This is a genomic window from Lysinibacillus sp. NPDC097287, from assembly GCF_044761695.1.
GTDB lineage: Bacteria > Bacillota > Bacilli > Bacillales_A > Planococcaceae > Lysinibacillus.
Map to the genome: position 1 here is coordinate 529,195 of NZ_JBIWCX010000001.1, position 17,485 is coordinate 546,679.

The window sequence follows — 17,485 nt, forward strand, 5'->3', positions numbered from 1 at the left end:
CCTCATTCTATTTAAAAAAGTAATCTGAAATTGTTGTTAATGCTGTATCGACATTCGCAATAGATGTTACGCCAAAAACACTGTAATCTAGTATATAAATTTTATCGTTTTTGTACGCCGATAATTGTGTCCAAGCACTATTTTTTGCGATTTCTTCTTTAAATTTATCTTCATTTGCTCCGTGATCCCCTGATGCTAAGACAAAAATCATATCTGGATCAGCGACAACAATTTCTTCCAAGTTAATCGCTGAATATGTTGATTCCGTTTTTAATACGGACGTTGCAATGTTATCTGCACCAAGTCTTTCTACTAAACTACCTAAATATGATTTATCGTTCATGACCATAAACGAATCAGATGTACCCATTACCAACATAACGGATGGCAGTTCTTTTCCTTGTGCTAGGGCTTCTAATTCTTGTTCTTTCGCTACTATTTTTTGCAATACTTCATTTGTTTTTTCTTCTTTTCCAAAATATGTACCTAGGACTTTAAAGCTTAGTTTTAAATCTTCATAAGAATCTGTTGGTAAGTATGCTGTTTGTAAATTCATTCCTACTAATGCTTTATCAAGTGTATCTTGTAAAGCCGCTGAGCCAACAATTAACTCTGTTTGTAAGCTTGAGATTACTTCTAAATCTGGTGCCATTGGTGAACCAATACGCGTAATCGCATCAAAGTCAGTTGGAATCGGATTTGTAGATGTAGGTACGCCTACAGGTACAATGTCGAGTAAGTGAAGCATCTCTGTTAAAGGAACCGAAGTTGTAACAATTTTATCTGGTACCGTTTCTGGGAACGCTGCTAATGCTTCTTGGAATTTTTCTTCATTCACACCATCTTCAAAAGTATTTGCTTCTGCGACAGGCTTCTCTGCTGCTTGTTCCTGTGGTTTAACTTCAACTGAACCCTCACTCTTATCTTCTTGTTCTGTACAGCCAAACAGCGCTAATGATAACGCTAGGAGACCTACACCCGCAAACTTCTTCATCAATAGTAACCCCCGATTAAATGATAATGATTTTCAATATCACTTATACTATCAAAGTTTATTGAGAAAGACAATAGCTAATTGAGAAATTTTTTCATTTAAAAACTAAAAAAGGATTACTCACATGAAAATCTGTGAATAATCCTTTAAAAATTATAGTTTTGGTCCAATAATCGAAATCGCTGGTTCTGCTTTTAAAATTTTCGCAATGAGACGGTCTATAGATTCCATCGAAATAGCATCAATCGCATCTAAAATTTCATCCACTGAACGATGTTTGCGGTGTACAAGTTCGTTAGTACCGTTTCGGTTCATGCGGGAGCCCGTTCCTTCTAACCCAAGTACAAAGCTACCTTTTAGTTGCTCCTTGGCATTATCTAGTTCTTCTTCGGTCACACCACCAGCCACAATATCTAGCAATGTTGCATCAATCGTATGTTGTAACTGCGGCAATTGCTCACGACTAGTGCTACCATATATCGTAAACGCACCAACGTCTGCATAGCAAGATTGATAAGAGAAAATGGAATAAGCTAAGCCACGCTCCTCTCGCACTTCTTGGAATAGACGAGAGCTCATATTGCCACCAATAATATTATTCAGTGCAATAAAGCTATACATATCTGGATCCTTCACACCGATTGCTGGATAAGATATCGCTAGGTGTGCTTGCTCTGTATCACGTAATTTCACTATTTCACCTGGATTGAATGCTGGTTTCGCTAATACAGGCTCTACTGCTAAAGGTGACCCCTCATACTGCCCAAATAGATCCTCAATTGTTGCTAGTAATTCTGCTGAAATATTACCCGCTACTGAGATAACTACCGATTTCGGTCCATAATGTTTCGCCATATATGTACGAATTGTCTCGGCTGTAAATGTTTTTAACGTTTCTGCTGTTCCTAGAATCGGGCGCCCAAGCGCATGGTTTGGATACATTACTTCCCATAGCTTTTCGTGGACATCGTCGTCTGGCGCATCCTCGGACATTAAAATTTCTTCTAACACGACTTGGCGTTCTTTCTCTAATTCTTCTTTTGCAAATGTAGAGTGAAAGAACATATCTGCTAAAATCGTAACTGCCAGTTCAGCATGATGGTCTAATACTTTTGCGTAATAGCATGTGTTTTCCTTTGATGTAAAGGCATTTAGCTCTCCACCTATACGGTCAAATGCTTCCGCAATTTGGCGGGCTGAGCGCGTTGCTGTCCCTTTAAAAAGCATATGCTCGATGAAATGTGTAATGCCGTTTTCTTCTGGCAATTCGTAGCGTGAGCCTGCATCCACAAAAATCCCAAGTGTAACTGAGCGCACATGGTCAATTTGTTCGGACACAATACGCACACCATTTTGACATGTGTGTACTTGTACCAAATAACTCCCTCTTTCCATTAAAAAAGGCTGCGCTTTATACGCAGCCTTTTGTTTATACTAATTATTTACCTTGCTCAGCGCGTTCTTTTTCTTCTTTCACGACTACTTTACGAGAAATATTGACACGGCCTTGCTTGTCGATTTCAATGACTTTCACTAACAATTGATCGCCAAGTTTTAGGACGTCTTCAACTTGTTTTGTGCGCTCTTCTTGGATTTCTGAGATGTGTAATAAACCATCTTTACCAGGGAAGATTTCACAGAATGCACCGAACTTCTCGATACGTTTAACAGTTGATAAGTAGTACTCGCCCACTTTCGCTTCACGTACGATGTCTTCGATGATTTGTTTAGCACGAGCGTTCATTTCTTCATTTGCAGAAGAGATGTAAATTGTACCGTCTTGTTCAGTATCAATTTTCACGCCAGTTTCTTCGATGATTTTGTTAATTTGTTTACCACCTGGTCCGATTACGTCACGGATTTTATCAGGATTAATTTTCACGATAACGATTTTTGGTGCGTACGTAGATAATTTCTCACGTGGCTCTGCAAGTGTTGCAAGCATTGATTCTAGAATGTGCATACGACCAATTTTCGCTTGTGTTAATGCTTCTTCTAAAATGTTACGTGATAATCCATCAATCTTAATGTCCATTTGAAGTGCTGTTACACCTTTAGCTGTACCTGCCACTTTAAAGTCCATATCACCAAGGTGATCTTCCATACCTTGGATATCTGTTAAGATTGAGTAATGTTCGCCTTTTTTAATAAGACCCATTGCGATACCTGCAACTGGTGCTTTTAAAGGTACACCTGCATCCATCATTGCTAAAGTAGAAGCACAGATTGACGCTTGAGATGTAGAACCATTTGACTCAAGTACTTCGGATACACAACGGATTGTGTAAGGGAATGCATTTTCATCTGGTAAAACTGCTAATAAAGCACGTTCGCCTAAAGCACCGTGACCAATTTCACGACGACCTGGTCCACGAATTGGGCCAGTTTCCCCTACTGAGAATTGAGGGAAGTTGTAATGGTGCATGAAGCGTTTAGATTCTTCAATACCTAAACCGTCAATAATTTGTACGTCGCCAAGTGCGCCTAGTGTACAAATTGAAAGGGCTTGTGTTTGTCCACGTGTGAATAGTGCAGAACCGTGTGTACGTTGTAGTAAACCAGTTTCAGAAGAAAGTGCGCGAATTTCGTCTAATTTACGACCATCTGGACGAATTTTATCTTCTGTAATTTGACGACGTACTTCGTCTTTCACCATTTTATCTAAAATAGTGTGTACTTGTTTCATCGTCACATCATCAGCTTCTTGTTCTTCATAAGAAGCAACAATGCGTTCTTTTACAGCTTGAATCGCTTCTTCACGTGCATGCTTTTCAACTGTTTGAATAGCATCATGCATTTCTGTTTCACATGCAGCTTTAATATCAGCTTGAATCGCTTCATCGATTTCGAATAAAGTAATTTCTTTTTTCGCTTTACCAACTTCTGCTACGATTTGCTCTTGGAAAGCGATCATTTTTTTAATTTCTTCGTGACCAAACATAATTGCTTCAAGCATAATTTCTTCAGGTACTTCTAAAGCACCTGCTTCAACCATGTTGATTGCATCTTTGTTCCCTGCCACTGTTAAGTGTATAGTCGAATATTTAGTCTGTTCAACAGTTGGGTTTACAACGAATTCTCCGTCGATATAACCAACTTGAACACCAGCGATTGGTCCGCCGAATGGAATATCTGAAATAGCTAATGCTAAAGATGAACCGATCATTGCAGCCATTTCAGCCGTACAATCTGAATCATTTGACATAACCATAGAGATAACTTGTACTTCATTACGGAAACCATCTGGGAACATTGGACGAATTGGACGGTCGATTAAACGGCTCGTTAAAATCGCATTCTCAGAAGGACGGCCTTCACGTTTGATAAAGCCACCAGGAATTTTCCCCGCCGCATATAAACGTTCTTCGTAGTTTACTGTTAATGGGAAGAAATCTAATGGTTTTGGTGATTTTGACATTGTCGCTGTTGCTAATACTGAAGTATCACCATAACGTACTAATGCTGCACCGTTTGCTTGTTTTGCTAACTGTCCTACTTCAATAACTAGTGGACGGCCAGCCCATTCGTATGAATAGACTTTCTTTTCGTTCATTCAATGAACCCCTCTCTATTATAAAAAACACTTACTCATCTGTATGTATTAATAGTAAGTGTACCAAAAATGCTTGTTCTATGCGAAATATTTCATTATTTTAATGATACATTGGATTTACATACTTGCCAATTTATTTAGGAATCATTTTTTTGCATAAAGAAAAAGCGGGAATAATCCCGCTTTTTGTTTGTCAATTAGCGACGTAAGCCTAAACGAGTGATTAATTCACGGTAACGTTGTACGTCTGTTTCACGTAGATATTTAAGTAAGTGACGACGACGACCTACCATTTTTAAAAGACCACGCTCAGAGTGGAAATCTTTTTTATGTGTACGTAAGTGAGCGTTTAAAGCATTGATTTCAGCTGTTAAAACTGCCACTTGTACTTCTGGAGAACCAGTGTCACTTTCGTGAGTACGGAACTCAGCGATTAATTCGTTTTTACGTTGTTTTGTAATAGCCATTTTATTGACCTCCTAAATAATTGTTTATCCCCATTAGCACAGTAAACGTTGGAGTCATCGATATACCGAGCTAAGGTTAAGCACTTTATGCACTTATGAATGTTACCATAAAAAGAATTGCCAAGCAAGCAATCTAATTTACCTCAACATAAAACCTTCGCTACATCATGTTAAAATTAACTCAAGTTCTTGAAATATTGAATTGCTTGTGTTTTATCTTGTTCAATTTGCGTCTTCAAAGCTTCGATGCCATCAAATTTACGCTCGCTGCGAATTCGTTGATACCATCTAACTTTTACTTCTTCGCCATATATATTTTTCTCGAAGTCTAATATATGTACTTCGATGGATAACTGTTTGTTATTTGGGTCTTTAAATGTCGGTTTATATCCAACATTACAAACACCATCATACCAATTATTTTGTACGTTTAAACGTACCGCATATACACCACTTGCAGGAATAAACAACCCTTCTAACGCCTGGACATTGGCTGTTGGAAAACCGATTGTACGACCACGTTTATCACCGTGTACAACAATCCCGGATATTTCGAAAGGTCTGCCAAGCAGTATACGTGCAGCTTCCATATCGCCTTCTTTTAGGAGTTTGCGAATACGTGTTGAGCTTATTTTTTCCACATCATCTGCTCTTTTTTCGACCACAGTAACACCATAATCACCATTACTTAATGTACGCATATCCTCCATTGTCCCTTTACCAAACGCACCAAATGAAAAGTCAAAGCCCGCCGTCACATGTTGAATATTTAACCCGCGAATAAAAGTATCTACAAAGTCATTTGGTGATAGCTTGGCAAAATCGGATGTGAAATGTACAACAAATACCGTATCAACGCCTAGCTCCTCAAATAGTTGCAACTTTTGTTGTAATAACGTAATGTAAAATACTTTTTCATTACGTCCACCTAGCACTAATGAAGGGTGCGGATCAAACGTCATGACTGCCGTTGGAATTTCTCGCTTGTCCCCTTCTGCCTTCGCTGTTGCAATTACGGCCTGATGTCCTAGATGCACACCATCAAAGAAGCCGAGTGCAAGTGAGTATGGCTGCATACTTTCTCGTTGATGTAATTGATGTGGGTATTTTAAATGAATGACCTCCATACCAAAAATTCCTCCTACTCTATCGTTGGGAACATTTTATGTGGCTTCATAAACCCTTCCTTCGTAGGATGAGCCTGATAAACCGCAAATGCTTTCCCTTGTATCCCAAATACAATTTTATCATGTACCTTTAATAATGCATCCATAGGAAGCACTTGTCCATTTAAAATTTCTTTTTCATTCGAATTATCAATCTCGATATATGGATAATCTGATAGGGCGTGTTCGACCGGTAAAATGCATGCATCGACGTTATCGGCTTCCATAAGTTCTGCCACTTGTGATAGTGTGTAGCAGTTTTCTTTTGTAAATGTACCTGACGCCGTACGAACAAGCTCTGCCATATGAGCAGGATAACCAAGGGCTTCCCCAATTTGAACGGCTAACGTGCGTATATACGTGCCTTTGCTACATGCGATGCGCACAGGAAATGTAATCTCTTGCCCTTCATATACATCAACTTCATCTAATAATTCAAGTGAATGTATCGTTATTTGACGTGTCGGTCGTTCCACCGTTTCACCTTTTCGTGCATATTCATACAAGCGTTTACCATTCACTTTTACTGCTGAAAACATAGGTGGCGTTTGAGTAATCACACCTGTTAACGATGCTAATGCTTCGAGCAGCTGTGCTCGTGTGAAGGATTTATGTGCAGTGTTTTCTTCGACTGTTTCCCCTTCTGCATCTTCTGTCGTCGTTGTACGGCCAATTGAAATAACCGCCTCATACGTTTTCCCTGTATCTGTTAAGTATTCAGCGATGCGTGTCGCCTGTCCAATACATATCGGTAATACGCCTTCCACACCAGGATCAAGCGTTCCTGTATGCCCGACCTTTTTCGTGCGCAAAATTTTTCGTAATTTAAAAACGCAATCATGACTCGTCATGCCACGTTCTTTCCAAAGTGGTAAAATACCGTTCATGTCATTCCTCCTCATTAATAACAAAAAAGTCTGCCTGCATGAACATGCATAGGGCAGACTTTTCATTTTTCTTATTCTTGTCTAGGCTAAAGCGCCATCCCCTCGAGGTCGTTTCGATCCCTCGGGTGAAAGTGTAAGTGCGCACTTTCACTTCGGGCTCTCCGACGCACATGGATGTGTTAGTGGCACAAATACCACAGGATGTGGTGTTTTTTGCGGCCAACGCTAGAGGCTCACACGATGTGAGTCATGTCGGCAATGCCGCACGGAAGCGGCGTTTTTGCCGACACGGGGATAGACGGACGCTTTAGCACTTTTCTTATTCTTTGTGTAAATCGCGTAATAATGAATCAATTCGGTTCCCATATTCAATCGATGAATCAAATTCAAAGATTAACTCTGGTGTACGACGTAAACGGATACGTGAACCAATTTCTGAACGGATGAAGCCTGAAGCCTTTACTAAAGCTTTCAATGTTTCCTCACGTTCACGTTCATTACCTAAAGACGTAATATAAATAGTCGCTTGTTGTAAATCGCCTGTTACATCAACACCAGTAACAGTTACAAAACCAACACGCGGATCTTTAATTTTACGGCCAATAATCTCGCCAAGCTCTTTTTTCATCTGCTCAGCAACACGGTTTGAGCGTAGAGACATAGTTAGTCACCTCAATTTCGTTGTCCAGATAATTTGCGCTACACGCTCGAGGTATCTTGAGAATCCTTCCGATGCGTGTCTGACACACTTGTCAGGATGCAGCAAGCACTTGTCGCGTGTAGACGAGCGCAAATATCTTTTCATACCTATAAATAGTCTCGCCACACATCAAGCTGTTCCCATGCCGGATTCGACTGTAAAAAATGAAGTGCATGATTGATTTCACGCTCTGCTGCTTCTTTCGAAGAAGAAACAGCAACCAGCGCTAATTTCGTACGTTGCCAAACATTTTGATGGTCAACCTCGGCAATAGAAACATTAAATTTCTGCTTTGTGCGGGTAATCATACGCTGAAGTACAGCGCGTTTTTCCTTTAACGAATGGGCAGTTTGAATAATGAATTCAACTTCTGCGTATACAATCATTAAGAACGTTTAATCTCTTCCATAATGTAGGCTTCAATGATGTCGCCCTCTTTAACGTCATTAAAGTTCGTAATTGTAATACCACACTCGTATCCTCTTGCAACTTCTTTTACTTCATCTTTGAAGCGTTTTAATGTATCAAGTTCACCTTCGAAAATAACGACATTGTCACGGATGACACGTACGCCAGAATCGCGTGTTACTTTACCTTCTGTTACATAAGAACCTGCAATTGTACCAACTTTTGATACTTTAATTGTTTGACGAACTTCAGCTTGACCAATAATTTTTTCTGCAAATTCTGGATCAAGCATCCCTTTCATCGCAAATTCGATTTCTTCGATTACTTTATAAATGACGCGGTGTAAACGGATGTCTACGCCTTCTTGTTCTGCTGCACGCTTCGCATTTGTATCTGGGCGTACGTTAAAGCCGATAACGATTGCATTAGAAGCAGCTGCAAGTGAGATATCAGATTCTGTAATTGCACCAGCACCTGTATGAATAATCTTCACGTTTACGCCCTCTACGTCGATTTTCATTAGTGAAGCAGCCATCGCTTCAACCGTACCTTGTACGTCAGCTTTGACAATTAAGTTTAATTCTTTCATTTCGCCTTGGCTCATTTGTTCGAATAAGTTATCAAGCGTTACACGTTGTTTTTCAGAACGTTGTGCTTGAATTGCTGTCATCGCACGTGATTCACCAACTTGACGAGCTGTTTTCTCATCTTCGAATACTACGAAGCGGTCACCAGCTTGTGGCACTTCATTTAAACCTGTAATTTCAACTGGTGTCGATGGACCCGCTTCTTTCACACGACGGCCTTTGTCATTAACTAGGGCACGTACACGACCAAATGCATGTCCGACTACGATAGGATCTCCAACTTTTAAAGTACCATCTTGTACTAAAAGTGTCGCTACTGAACCACGACCTTTATCAAGTTGTGCTTCGATTACTGTACCAAGTGCTAAACGGTTTGGATTTGCTTTTAGCTCTCCAACCTCTGCTACAAGTAATACCATTTCTAATAATGTATCGATACCTTCGCCTTTTAATGCTGAGATTGGCACGAAAATTGTTTCGCCACCCCAAGCTTCAGGTACTAAACCATGTTCTGTTAACTCTTGCATAACGCGGTCAGGGTTTGCTGAAGGTTTATCCATTTTATTTACCGCTACGATAATTGGTACTTCTGCTGCTTTAGCATGGTTAATAGCTTCAACTGTTTGAGGCATAACACCATCATCAGCAGCTACAACTAAAATTGTTAAGTCCGTTACTTTTGCACCACGTGCACGCATTGTTGTGAATGCTGCGTGTCCAGGTGTATCTAGGAACGTAATTTTTTTGTCACCATCTGTTACTTGGTAAGCACCGATATGTTGTGTGATACCGCCTGCTTCGCCAGCAGTAACTTTTGTATGACGAATAGAGTCAAGTAAAGTTGTTTTACCATGGTCAACGTGACCCATGATTGTCACTACAGGTGGACGCTCTGATAATTCTGCTTCGTTTACTTCTTCATCTTGATCGAAGTGCGTTTCTAAATCCGTAATATCTACACGGATTTCTTCTTCTACTTCTACACCGTATTCTGCACAAATTAACTCAATTGCATCCTTATCTAGCTCTTGGTTAATTGTTGCCATTACACCTAACATGAATAACTTTTTGATGATTTCAGATGGCTCACGGTATAATTTCTTCGCTAATTCTGCTACAGACAGTGATTCAACAAAAGTAATTTTTTCTGGTAATTCTTTTTGTTTCACTGGTAATGTAGGTTGGTGTGTTTTAGGATGACGACGTTTACCGCCGTGAATTCCTGGTTTTGGACGTTGATTGAAACCGCCGCCTCTACGGTTATTATTATTGTTATTATTATTATTTTGTGTCATATTTCTATTTTGATTACCTTTTGCATTCTTAGATTTTTCGTTAGACGAATTTTGGGTTTGTTGCGATTGTTGCTGGTTGTTAGCTCGCGGCTTAAACGAATTAGGTTGTTGCTTCGTACCTTCTTGTTTTTTCACCGGCTGCTGTGTTTTTTGTTGCCCTTTAGTAGCTTGCTGTGAAACTCTTTGAGTAGATTGTTTAGCTTCTTGTTTTTCTGCAGGTCTCTTAAATGTTTGGTTTAACTTCGTCACAGTGTCGTTTTCTAGTGTAGACATATGATTCGTTACACTCACATTTATTTTACTTAGCGCTTCAATAACCTCTTTACTCGATTTATTCACTTGTTTCGCATATTCATGAACTCTAATTTTGGTCATCTGCTCACCCCCGATTATTTTTCGTTGAGTAGACTAGACAATTTGCTTGCAAAACCTTGGTCGGTAATAGCTAAAGCCACGCGGGCCTCTTTACCTGTAGCATGTCCTAAATCATAACGATCGCCAATCACATGATACTCAACGTTGTAATACGTGCATTTATCTTGAATTTTTTTGCTAGAGTTTTTAGAAGCATCATTTGCAAGCAGTACTATTTTAGCATTACCGTTCCTGACTTCTCTAACTACTAACTCTTCTCCTGAAGTGACTTTGCGTGCTCTCGCCGCAATGCCAAGCAAATTAAAAACTGCTTGATTCGTCATAAAATTGACTCCCTACGGATTAATGTCAATAGTTCTTCATAAATTTCATCAGGAATTTTCACATCAAGTTGATACCCTAAAACATTTTTCTTACGTGCGATGTCAACCGCTTGTTCTGACTTTGAAACATACGCGCCACGCCCAGGCTTTTTCCCTGTAACATCGACGCTTACTTCGCCCTCTTTCGAACGAACAACACGAATCATTTCTTTTTTCGGTAGCATGTCTCCAGTTGCTACACATTTTCGAAGAGGCACTTTTCTGTTAATCGACATAAGAATCACCTTCCCTTATGAAAAACAAATGCTGAAAGCGCCAGTTCGCACCTGACAAACGCTAGAGCCTCTTACTAGGGAGACATTTTTTCTCCGACCGAAGAGGTGAAGCGACCTCGAGGGTGTAGCGCTTGAAGCTAGACGAAAATCCAATTCAAAAGAATATTTACTTTTTTCGCCTACTAGCATTGGTTTTCTTTCTTATTCTTCGTCGTCTTGATATAAGTCGACTGCTACATCTTCGTAGTCGCTTTCTTCATCTTCAGCTAATACGAATGTACTTGTAGCAGATGGGTAAATACCTAACTCACGTGCATCTGTTTCGCTTTTAATATCAATTTTCCAGCCAGTAAGTTTGGCAGCTAAGCGAGCATTTTGACCGCGTTTACCAATTGCTAATGATAATTGATAGTCTGGTACGACAACAGTTGTTGATTTTTCTTCTTCATTTACTTGCACATCTAATACCTTAGAAGGGCTAAGTGCATTCGCTACAAACACAACTGGATCTTCTGACCACTCAACAATGTCGATTTTTTCGCCATTTAATTCGTTGACGATTGTTTGCACACGCGCACCTTTTGCACCTACACATGAACCCACTGGATCAACTTCCTCGTTATGTGCGAATACAGAGATTTTAGAACGATCTCCTGCCTCACGAGCAATCGATTTAATCTCTACGATGCCTTCGTAAATTTCAGGTACTTCCATTTCAAATAGACGACGAAGTAAACCAGGGTGTGTACGAGACACGATCACTTGTGGACCACGTGTCGTACGCTCTACTTTAGTAATATATACTTTAATACGATCGTGTGGGTTATATGTTTCACCTTGAATTTGTTCATTTTGTGGTAATGCTGCTTCCACTTTCCCAAGTCCAACGTAAATGTTACGTGCATCTAGACGTTCTACAACACCTGTTACGATATCGTCTTCACGGTCTACATACTGCTCATAAATTATACCACGTTCAGCTTCACGTACGCGTTGTGTTACAACTTGTTTAGCAGTTTGTGCAGCGATACGCCCGAAGTTACGAGGTGTTACTTCTTGCTCCACAATGTCTTCAAGTTCGTATGCCGGATTGATTGCCTTAGCATCTTCAAGAGAGATTTGTAAGCGATCGTCTTCTACTTCTTCAACAACATCTTTACGTGAGAACACACGCATTGAGCCTTTGTCTAAGTTTAAGTCTACACGAACATTTTGAGCTTGGTTAAAGTTACGCTTATAAGCTGTTACTAAAGCAGCTTCAATTGCTTCGATTAACACATCTCTTGAAATTCCCTTTTGTTCTTCTAGCGCAGTTAGCGCATCTAACAAATCACTACTCATTTTATTTTCACTCCTAAATATGCATTATGCTGAAAAATCAATGGCAAGTCGAGCCAATGCGATTTCCTTTTGTTCAATTGTCACAGTAATTTTGCGCGTTTTAATACGCACATCCATCACTAATGTATGTTCATCATACGAAGTTAAGTAGCCTAGGAATTCTTTCATGTCCTTAATGGGCTCATATGTTTTCACATAAATAAACTTCCCAATTGCTTTTTCAAAGTCTGTATCTTTTTTTAATGGGCGTTCTGCCCCAGGTGACGATACTTCTAAATAATAGTTTTGTGTAATTGGATCTTTTTCATCCAATAGTAAACTTAATCGTTCACTCACTTGAGCGCATTGGCTAATGTCAATTCCACCCTCAGGTGTATCCACATAAACACGTAAAAACCAGTCACGTCCCTCTTTAACAAACTCGACATTCACTAATTCGAGGTTTAATTCTTCAACGATTGGTGTAACAAGTTCTTCAATTACAGATGGTACTTTGCTCATAGTATCCTCCTGACATTCTTCAATTTCTGGCATAATAAAACACAAATTTCACCAATAATTTTGGTGAAATTTGACGGTCTTACCAGCTGTTAGTCTCAAAAAATTTGTTTTTGTACGTTATAACAACAGAAAAGAGCGGGAATGCCCCACTCTTTTGCTGGAAAACTATCAACAAATTATTACCATAAGAATAGCACAGATTACGTAAATTTGCAAACTTCCTAATTTATGAAGTTCATCAACTTTTAAAACAAAGAAAAATCATGCTTAAAACAGAGATAACTGATTAGCATCTGGCATTCCCTCTAAGCAACCCAGCTGATCCATATACTCAATTAAAGTTTTAGAAACACGGCCACGTTGCTGTAAGTCTTCTTTCGATAAAAACTCTCCATCTTCACGCGCAGCTACAATCGTTTTGGCAACGTTGGTACCAAGACCAGGAATCGCATCAAACGGTGGTATTAAAGTGTTTCCATCAATAATAAACTCACTTGCCTGTGAACGATACAAATCAACTTTTTGGAAGCTCATGCCACGCTCACACATTTCAAGCGCTAATTCCAACACAGTCAGCAAGTTTTTCTCTTTCGTCGATGCCTCCAAGCCTTTTATATTGATTTCGTCAATTTTAGAACGAATCATCTGTGAGCCTTGTGTCATCGCGATTAAATCAAAATCGTCCGCACGAACTGTGAAATATGCTGCGTAATATAAAATTGGGAAGTGTACCTTAAACCATGCAATACGTACGGCCATTAACACGTATGCAGCGGCATGGGCTTTCGGGAACATGTATTTTATCTTTTTACATGAATCGATATACCAACCAGGAACTTTATTTGCCAGCATTTCTGCTTCAAACTCGTCTGATAAGCCTTTCCCTTTACGTACTGACTCCATAATTTTGAAAGCCAGTGATGGTTCAAGCCCTTGATATATTAAATACACCATAATATCATCACGACAGCCAATTACTTCTTTTAATACACATGTACCATTATGAATTAGCTCTTGTGCATTACCTAGCCAAACATCGGTTCCATGCGATAGTCCAGAAATTTGCACAAGCTCTGAGAAAGTCGATGGCTTCGTATCCTCTAACATTTGGCGCACAAAACGTGTCCCAAACTCAGGGATACCAAGTGTTCCTGTTTTACAGCCAATTTGCTTTTCAGTCACGCCAAGTGATTCAGGTGAACTGAAGATTTTCATCACGAACGGATCATCTGTCGGTATCGTTTTCGGATCAATACCGGATAAATCCTGAAGCATACGAATCACGGTCGGATCATCGTGCCCAAGAATATCGAGTTTTAAAATATTATCGTGAATAGAGTGGAAATCAAAATGTGTTGTACGCCACTCCGAATCCTGTGCATCCGCCGGGAATTGTACAGGTGAGAAATCAAAAATATCCATATAATCTGGCACTACGATAATCCCACCTGGATGCTGCCCTGACGTACGTTTAACGCCAGTACAACCCTGTACTAGTCGGTCTACCTCAGCACCTCGGAAATGTAAATTATGATCATTTGCATAACCTTTTACATAACCATAAGCTGTTTTCTCTGCAACCGTACCTATTGTTCCTGCACGGAATACGTAATCTTCCCCGAACAACACCTTTGTATAGTTATGTGCCTGCGGTTGATATTCACCGGAGAAGTTTAAATCGATATCGGGAACTTTATCCCCTTTAAAGCCTAAGAATGTTTCGAACGGAATATCTTGTCCATCTTTTTTGTACGGTGTGCCACACTCTGTACAGTCCTTATTTGGCAAGTCATAGCCTGAACTTACCGAACCATCATCGAAGAACTCCGAGTGTTTACAATTCGGGCAGATATAATGTGGTGGCAATGGATTTACTTCCGTAATCTCCATAAAGGTTGCTACAAGTGATGATCCAACCGAGCCACGTGAACCTACCAAATAGCCGTCTGCTAATGATTTTTTCACCAGCTTGGCAGAAATTAAATAAATTACCCCGAATCCATGCCCTAAAATCGACTTTAGCTCTTTTTCAATACGTGCTTTAACGATTTCCGGCAATTCATCACCGTAAATATCGCGCGCCATTTCATAAGTTAAATTCGTAACTTCATCATCAGAGCCTTCGATTTTTGGTGTATATAAATCGTCTTTAATCGGCTTCACATCACCAATCATCTCTGCGACCTTTTGCGTATTCGTGACAACGATTTCCTTTGCAATATCTGGCCCTAAAAAGTCGAACTCCGCAAGCATTTCATCCGTCGTTCTAAAATGCACCTCTGGCAACTTTGATTTATTTAAAATATTTGCGCCACCTTGTGAACCAATTAGAATTTGTCTAAACATGCCATCATTCGGATCTAAATAATGAACATTCCCCGTTGCGACAACAGGTTTATCTAGTTTCTTCCCAAGTTTCACAAGTTTACGAATAATATCTTCAATCGTCCATTCATCTCGCACGATATTACGCTCGATTAAATGTGCGTAGACTGGTTTTGGATGAACTTCAATATAATCATAAAACTCCGCTACCTTTTCAGCTTCTTCAGGTGATTTTTGCATCATCGTTTCAAATACTTCACCTTTATCACAGCCAGATCCAATAATTAGCCCTTCACGGTACATTTCTAACGTAGAACGCGTGACACGAGGCACACGGTAAAATGACTTTGTGTGCGCATGGGTTACTATTTTAAATAAGTTTTTCAGGCCATCATTATTAACTGCTAAAATTGTACAGTGCATTGGTCGAGCCTTTTTATAAGCATCGCCACCGCCAATATGCTTATTAAAGTCATCGTGATACTTGATGCCCATTTCATCCGCTTCTTTTAATAAGTGCTGTAATAGATACCCCGTCGCCTCTGTATCATAAATAGCTCGGTGATGTTGCGTTAATTCGATACCGAATTTTTTACAAAGCGTATTTAAACGGTGATTTTTCATCGTTGGGTGTAGTAATCGTGCAAGCTCTAATGTATCAATAACTGGATGAACGACACCTTCTAAGCCAAATTTTCTATAGCCGGTATACAAGAAGCCCATATCAAACGATGCATTATGTGCCACTACAATCGCATCACCTATAAATGCATGGAATTCCTTAATCACTTGCTCGACTTCCGGCGCGTTACGCACCATATCATCTGTGATTCCTGTCAATTCAATTGTTGTTGCTGAAAGGGCATGATGTGGGTTTGCAAAACTTTCGTATTTATCGATGACATGCCCACCTTGAATTTTGACAGCAGCAAGCTCAATAATCGTATCGTATGCTGTAGAAAGTCCTGTCGTTTCCACGTCAAAGACTACATATGTCGTATCTTCTAAGGAGCGGTGCTGCGGGGCATAAGCTATTGGAACGCCATCATTCACTAAATACGCCTCTAAACCGTAAATGACCTTAATGCCATGTTTTTTTCCGGCTGCATACGCGTCAGGGAAAGATTGCACGACCGCATGATCAGTAATAGCGACAGCCGGATGCCCCCACTTCGCCGCTTGAGCTACTAGTCGGTCTACTGGTGTAACAGCATCCATTTGACTCATCGGTGTATGCAAATGCAGTTCTACACGCTTTTCGCCTTTAGGTGCTAAATCTTGGCGAGTTTCTTTTCTAATTTCGTTGATGTCATTCGCCATTACGATTAAATCGCGGATAAACGTATCAGTTTGGACAGAGCCTCGTACTTTCACCCACATGCCTTTTTTCAAATGTTGCATGAGTGTAGCATCATCATTATCACGTGAGAACATTTTCACGACGATAGAATCTGTATAATCGGTAATCTTTATTTGTAATAAAGAACGACCACTTTTCAGCTCTTTAATTTCCGCATCGAATACAAAGCCCTCGATAATAACACGACGCTCTTCTTCTACAATACGCTTAATTTCCATGATTTCATCGTCTTTAATGTGCATACCAAGCTGAAGTGGGCGGTCGCCAAGAGATGCAATTGCAGGATTTTCTTTCTTCTCTTGCTCGCGTTTTTGGAAATCCGCCATCGCTTGCTGTGCAAGTGCAATTTCCTCTAAGCGTTTTTGCTCTACAAAGGCTTCTTGTGCCGCACGCATTTCATCCGTTTCTTCTTGTAGGATAAAATCCATCGCAATGGGAGGGAAACCAAATTGCCCGTAACTTGCCGAAAGCTTTTCCGCATACTTCGTTTTGAGCATCATTAACTCCATCTCTTGCATACAAGAAAGTGTTATTTTCTGCCCATTCCAGCCTGGAGTTTGCGATATAAGACCACTTTTCAAAGTCGGTGCCATATCGTCAATCTGCTCAACAACGGTTAACCAGTACGCTTGAATAAGCTCTTCTGTTACTGTTTTTTCAATCGTTTCAAACGTAATATTAATTTGTGCAATAGCTGCAAATTTTTCAGCTAAATGCGTGCGAAATAACTGATAAAGAGGGAAGGGTAATATATCACGAAGTGTGATGGTAAAATTCCACAGTCTATTTTTTTTATGGACTGTTAAACGTGATAATTCTCCCCCTTCGAAAAAGGACATATAGACATCATCTGTTAACTCTAGCTGCTGCAAGAGCATTTGAAATCTAAGCCTTGCTTCTTGTTGCTGTTCCAACTGGGTGACACCTA

Annotated in this window: 14 protein-coding genes; all 14 read right to left on the minus strand. The window is 39.9% G+C overall.

Annotated elements, in window-relative coordinates:
• Nucleotides 1-7 precede the first annotated feature (7 nt).
• The 14 genes from ACIQ2D_RS02465 to ACIQ2D_RS02530 all read right to left on the minus strand — a co-directional run bounded on the left by ACIQ2D_RS02465 (nt 8) and on the right by ACIQ2D_RS02530 (nt 17,471).
• Nucleotides 8-994 carry an ABC transporter substrate-binding protein gene (locus ACIQ2D_RS02465; protein WP_402858850.1) on the minus strand — a complete coding sequence of 329 codons (987 nt, stop codon included), beginning with the start codon at nt 992-994 and terminating at the stop codon, nt 8-10.
• A 153-nt stretch (nt 995-1,147) separates the two neighbouring features.
• Nucleotides 1,148-2,371 carry a M16 family metallopeptidase gene (locus tag ACIQ2D_RS02470; protein ID WP_402858853.1) on the minus strand — a complete coding sequence of 408 codons (1,224 nt, stop codon included), beginning with the start codon at nt 2,369-2,371 and terminating at the stop codon, nt 1,148-1,150.
• A gap of 61 nt (nt 2,372-2,432) precedes the next feature.
• Nucleotides 2,433-4,547, minus strand: coding sequence for a polyribonucleotide nucleotidyltransferase (gene pnp, locus ACIQ2D_RS02475; RefSeq protein WP_402858856.1), 2,115 nt, complete (start codon nt 4,545-4,547; stop codon nt 2,433-2,435).
• A 197-nt stretch (nt 4,548-4,744) separates the two neighbouring features.
• A complete protein-coding gene (gene rpsO, locus ACIQ2D_RS02480) occupies nt 4,745-5,014 on the minus strand; it encodes a 30S ribosomal protein S15 (protein WP_402858859.1) in 270 nt (89 codons plus the stop codon).
• A gap of 176 nt (nt 5,015-5,190) precedes the next feature.
• Entirely contained in the window at nt 5,191-6,141 is a 951-nt protein-coding gene (gene ribF / locus ACIQ2D_RS02485) for a riboflavin biosynthesis protein RibF (RefSeq protein WP_402858862.1), read from the minus strand.
• 14 nt (nt 6,142-6,155) lie between these two features.
• Nucleotides 6,156-7,067 (minus strand): tRNA pseudouridine(55) synthase TruB, encoded by a 912-nt coding sequence (gene truB / locus ACIQ2D_RS02490; RefSeq protein ID WP_402858865.1) that lies wholly within the window; start codon nt 7,065-7,067, stop codon nt 6,156-6,158.
• Nucleotides 7,068-7,386: 319 nt separating this feature from the next.
• Nucleotides 7,387-7,728 carry a 30S ribosome-binding factor RbfA gene (gene rbfA / locus ACIQ2D_RS02495; RefSeq protein WP_402858868.1) on the minus strand — a complete coding sequence of 114 codons (342 nt, stop codon included), beginning with the start codon at nt 7,726-7,728 and terminating at the stop codon, nt 7,387-7,389.
• Nucleotides 7,729-7,874: 146 nt separating this feature from the next.
• On the minus strand, nt 7,875-8,153 hold the full coding sequence (locus ACIQ2D_RS02500) for a DUF503 domain-containing protein (RefSeq protein WP_402858871.1): 279 nt from the start codon (nt 8,151-8,153) through the stop codon (nt 7,875-7,877).
• A complete protein-coding gene (infB, locus tag ACIQ2D_RS02505; RefSeq protein ID WP_402858874.1) occupies nt 8,153-10,432 on the minus strand; it encodes a translation initiation factor IF-2 in 2,280 nt (759 codons plus the stop codon). Before infB ends, ACIQ2D_RS02500 begins: the two co-directional genes overlap by 1 nt.
• A 14-nt stretch (nt 10,433-10,446) precedes the next feature.
• Nucleotides 10,447-10,755: a YlxQ family RNA-binding protein gene (locus ACIQ2D_RS02510; RefSeq protein ID WP_402858877.1), complete on the minus strand. Its 309-nt coding sequence runs from the start codon at nt 10,753-10,755 to the stop codon at nt 10,447-10,449.
• Nucleotides 10,752-11,030 (minus strand): RNase P modulator RnpM, encoded by a 279-nt coding sequence (gene rnpM / locus ACIQ2D_RS02515; RefSeq protein ID WP_053584302.1) that lies wholly within the window; start codon nt 11,028-11,030, stop codon nt 10,752-10,754. The genes ACIQ2D_RS02510 and rnpM overlap by 4 nt, the downstream gene beginning before the upstream one ends.
• Before the next feature lie 201 nt (nt 11,031-11,231).
• Complete coding sequence (gene nusA, locus ACIQ2D_RS02520) at nt 11,232-12,371, minus strand: transcription termination factor NusA (protein ID WP_402858880.1); 1,140 nt, start codon at nt 12,369-12,371, stop codon at nt 11,232-11,234.
• A gap of 24 nt (nt 12,372-12,395) precedes the next feature.
• Nucleotides 12,396-12,872: a ribosome maturation factor RimP gene (gene rimP / locus ACIQ2D_RS02525; RefSeq protein ID WP_053584304.1), complete on the minus strand. Its 477-nt coding sequence runs from the start codon at nt 12,870-12,872 to the stop codon at nt 12,396-12,398.
• Between the two features lie 267 nt (nt 12,873-13,139).
• Complete coding sequence (locus ACIQ2D_RS02530; protein WP_402858883.1) at nt 13,140-17,471, minus strand: PolC-type DNA polymerase III; 4,332 nt, start codon at nt 17,469-17,471, stop codon at nt 13,140-13,142.
• Nucleotides 17,472-17,485: the final 14 nt, after the last annotated feature.

Coding starts and splice junctions, on each gene's coding strand:
- ACIQ2D_RS02465 (WP_402858850.1), bottom strand. CDS start 994: ATGAAGAAGTTTGCGGGTGTAGGTCTCCTAGCGTTATCATTAGCGCTG.
- pnp (WP_402858856.1), bottom strand. CDS start 4,547: ATGAACGAAAAGAAAGTCTATTCATACGAATGGGCTGGCCGTCCACTA.
- rpsO (WP_402858859.1), bottom strand. CDS start 5,014: ATGGCTATTACAAAACAACGTAAAAACGAATTAATCGCTGAGTTCCGT.
- ribF (WP_402858862.1), bottom strand. CDS start 6,141: ATGGAGGTCATTCATTTAAAATACCCACATCAATTACATCAACGAGAA.
- truB (WP_402858865.1), bottom strand. CDS start 7,067: ATGAACGGTATTTTACCACTTTGGAAAGAACGTGGCATGACGAGTCAT.
- rbfA (WP_402858868.1), bottom strand. CDS start 7,728: ATGTCTCTACGCTCAAACCGTGTTGCTGAGCAGATGAAAAAAGAGCTT.
- ACIQ2D_RS02500 (WP_402858871.1), bottom strand. CDS start 8,153: ATGATTGTATACGCAGAAGTTGAATTCATTATTCAAACTGCCCATTCG.
- infB (WP_402858874.1), bottom strand. CDS start 10,432: ATGACCAAAATTAGAGTTCATGAATATGCGAAACAAGTGAATAAATCG.
- ACIQ2D_RS02510 (WP_402858877.1), bottom strand. CDS start 10,755: ATGACGAATCAAGCAGTTTTTAATTTGCTTGGCATTGCGGCGAGAGCA.
- rnpM (WP_053584302.1), bottom strand. CDS start 11,030: ATGTCGATTAACAGAAAAGTGCCTCTTCGAAAATGTGTAGCAACTGGA.
- nusA (WP_402858880.1), bottom strand. CDS start 12,371: ATGAGTAGTGATTTGTTAGATGCGCTAACTGCGCTAGAAGAACAAAAG.
- rimP (WP_053584304.1), bottom strand. CDS start 12,872: ATGAGCAAAGTACCATCTGTAATTGAAGAACTTGTTACACCAATCGTT.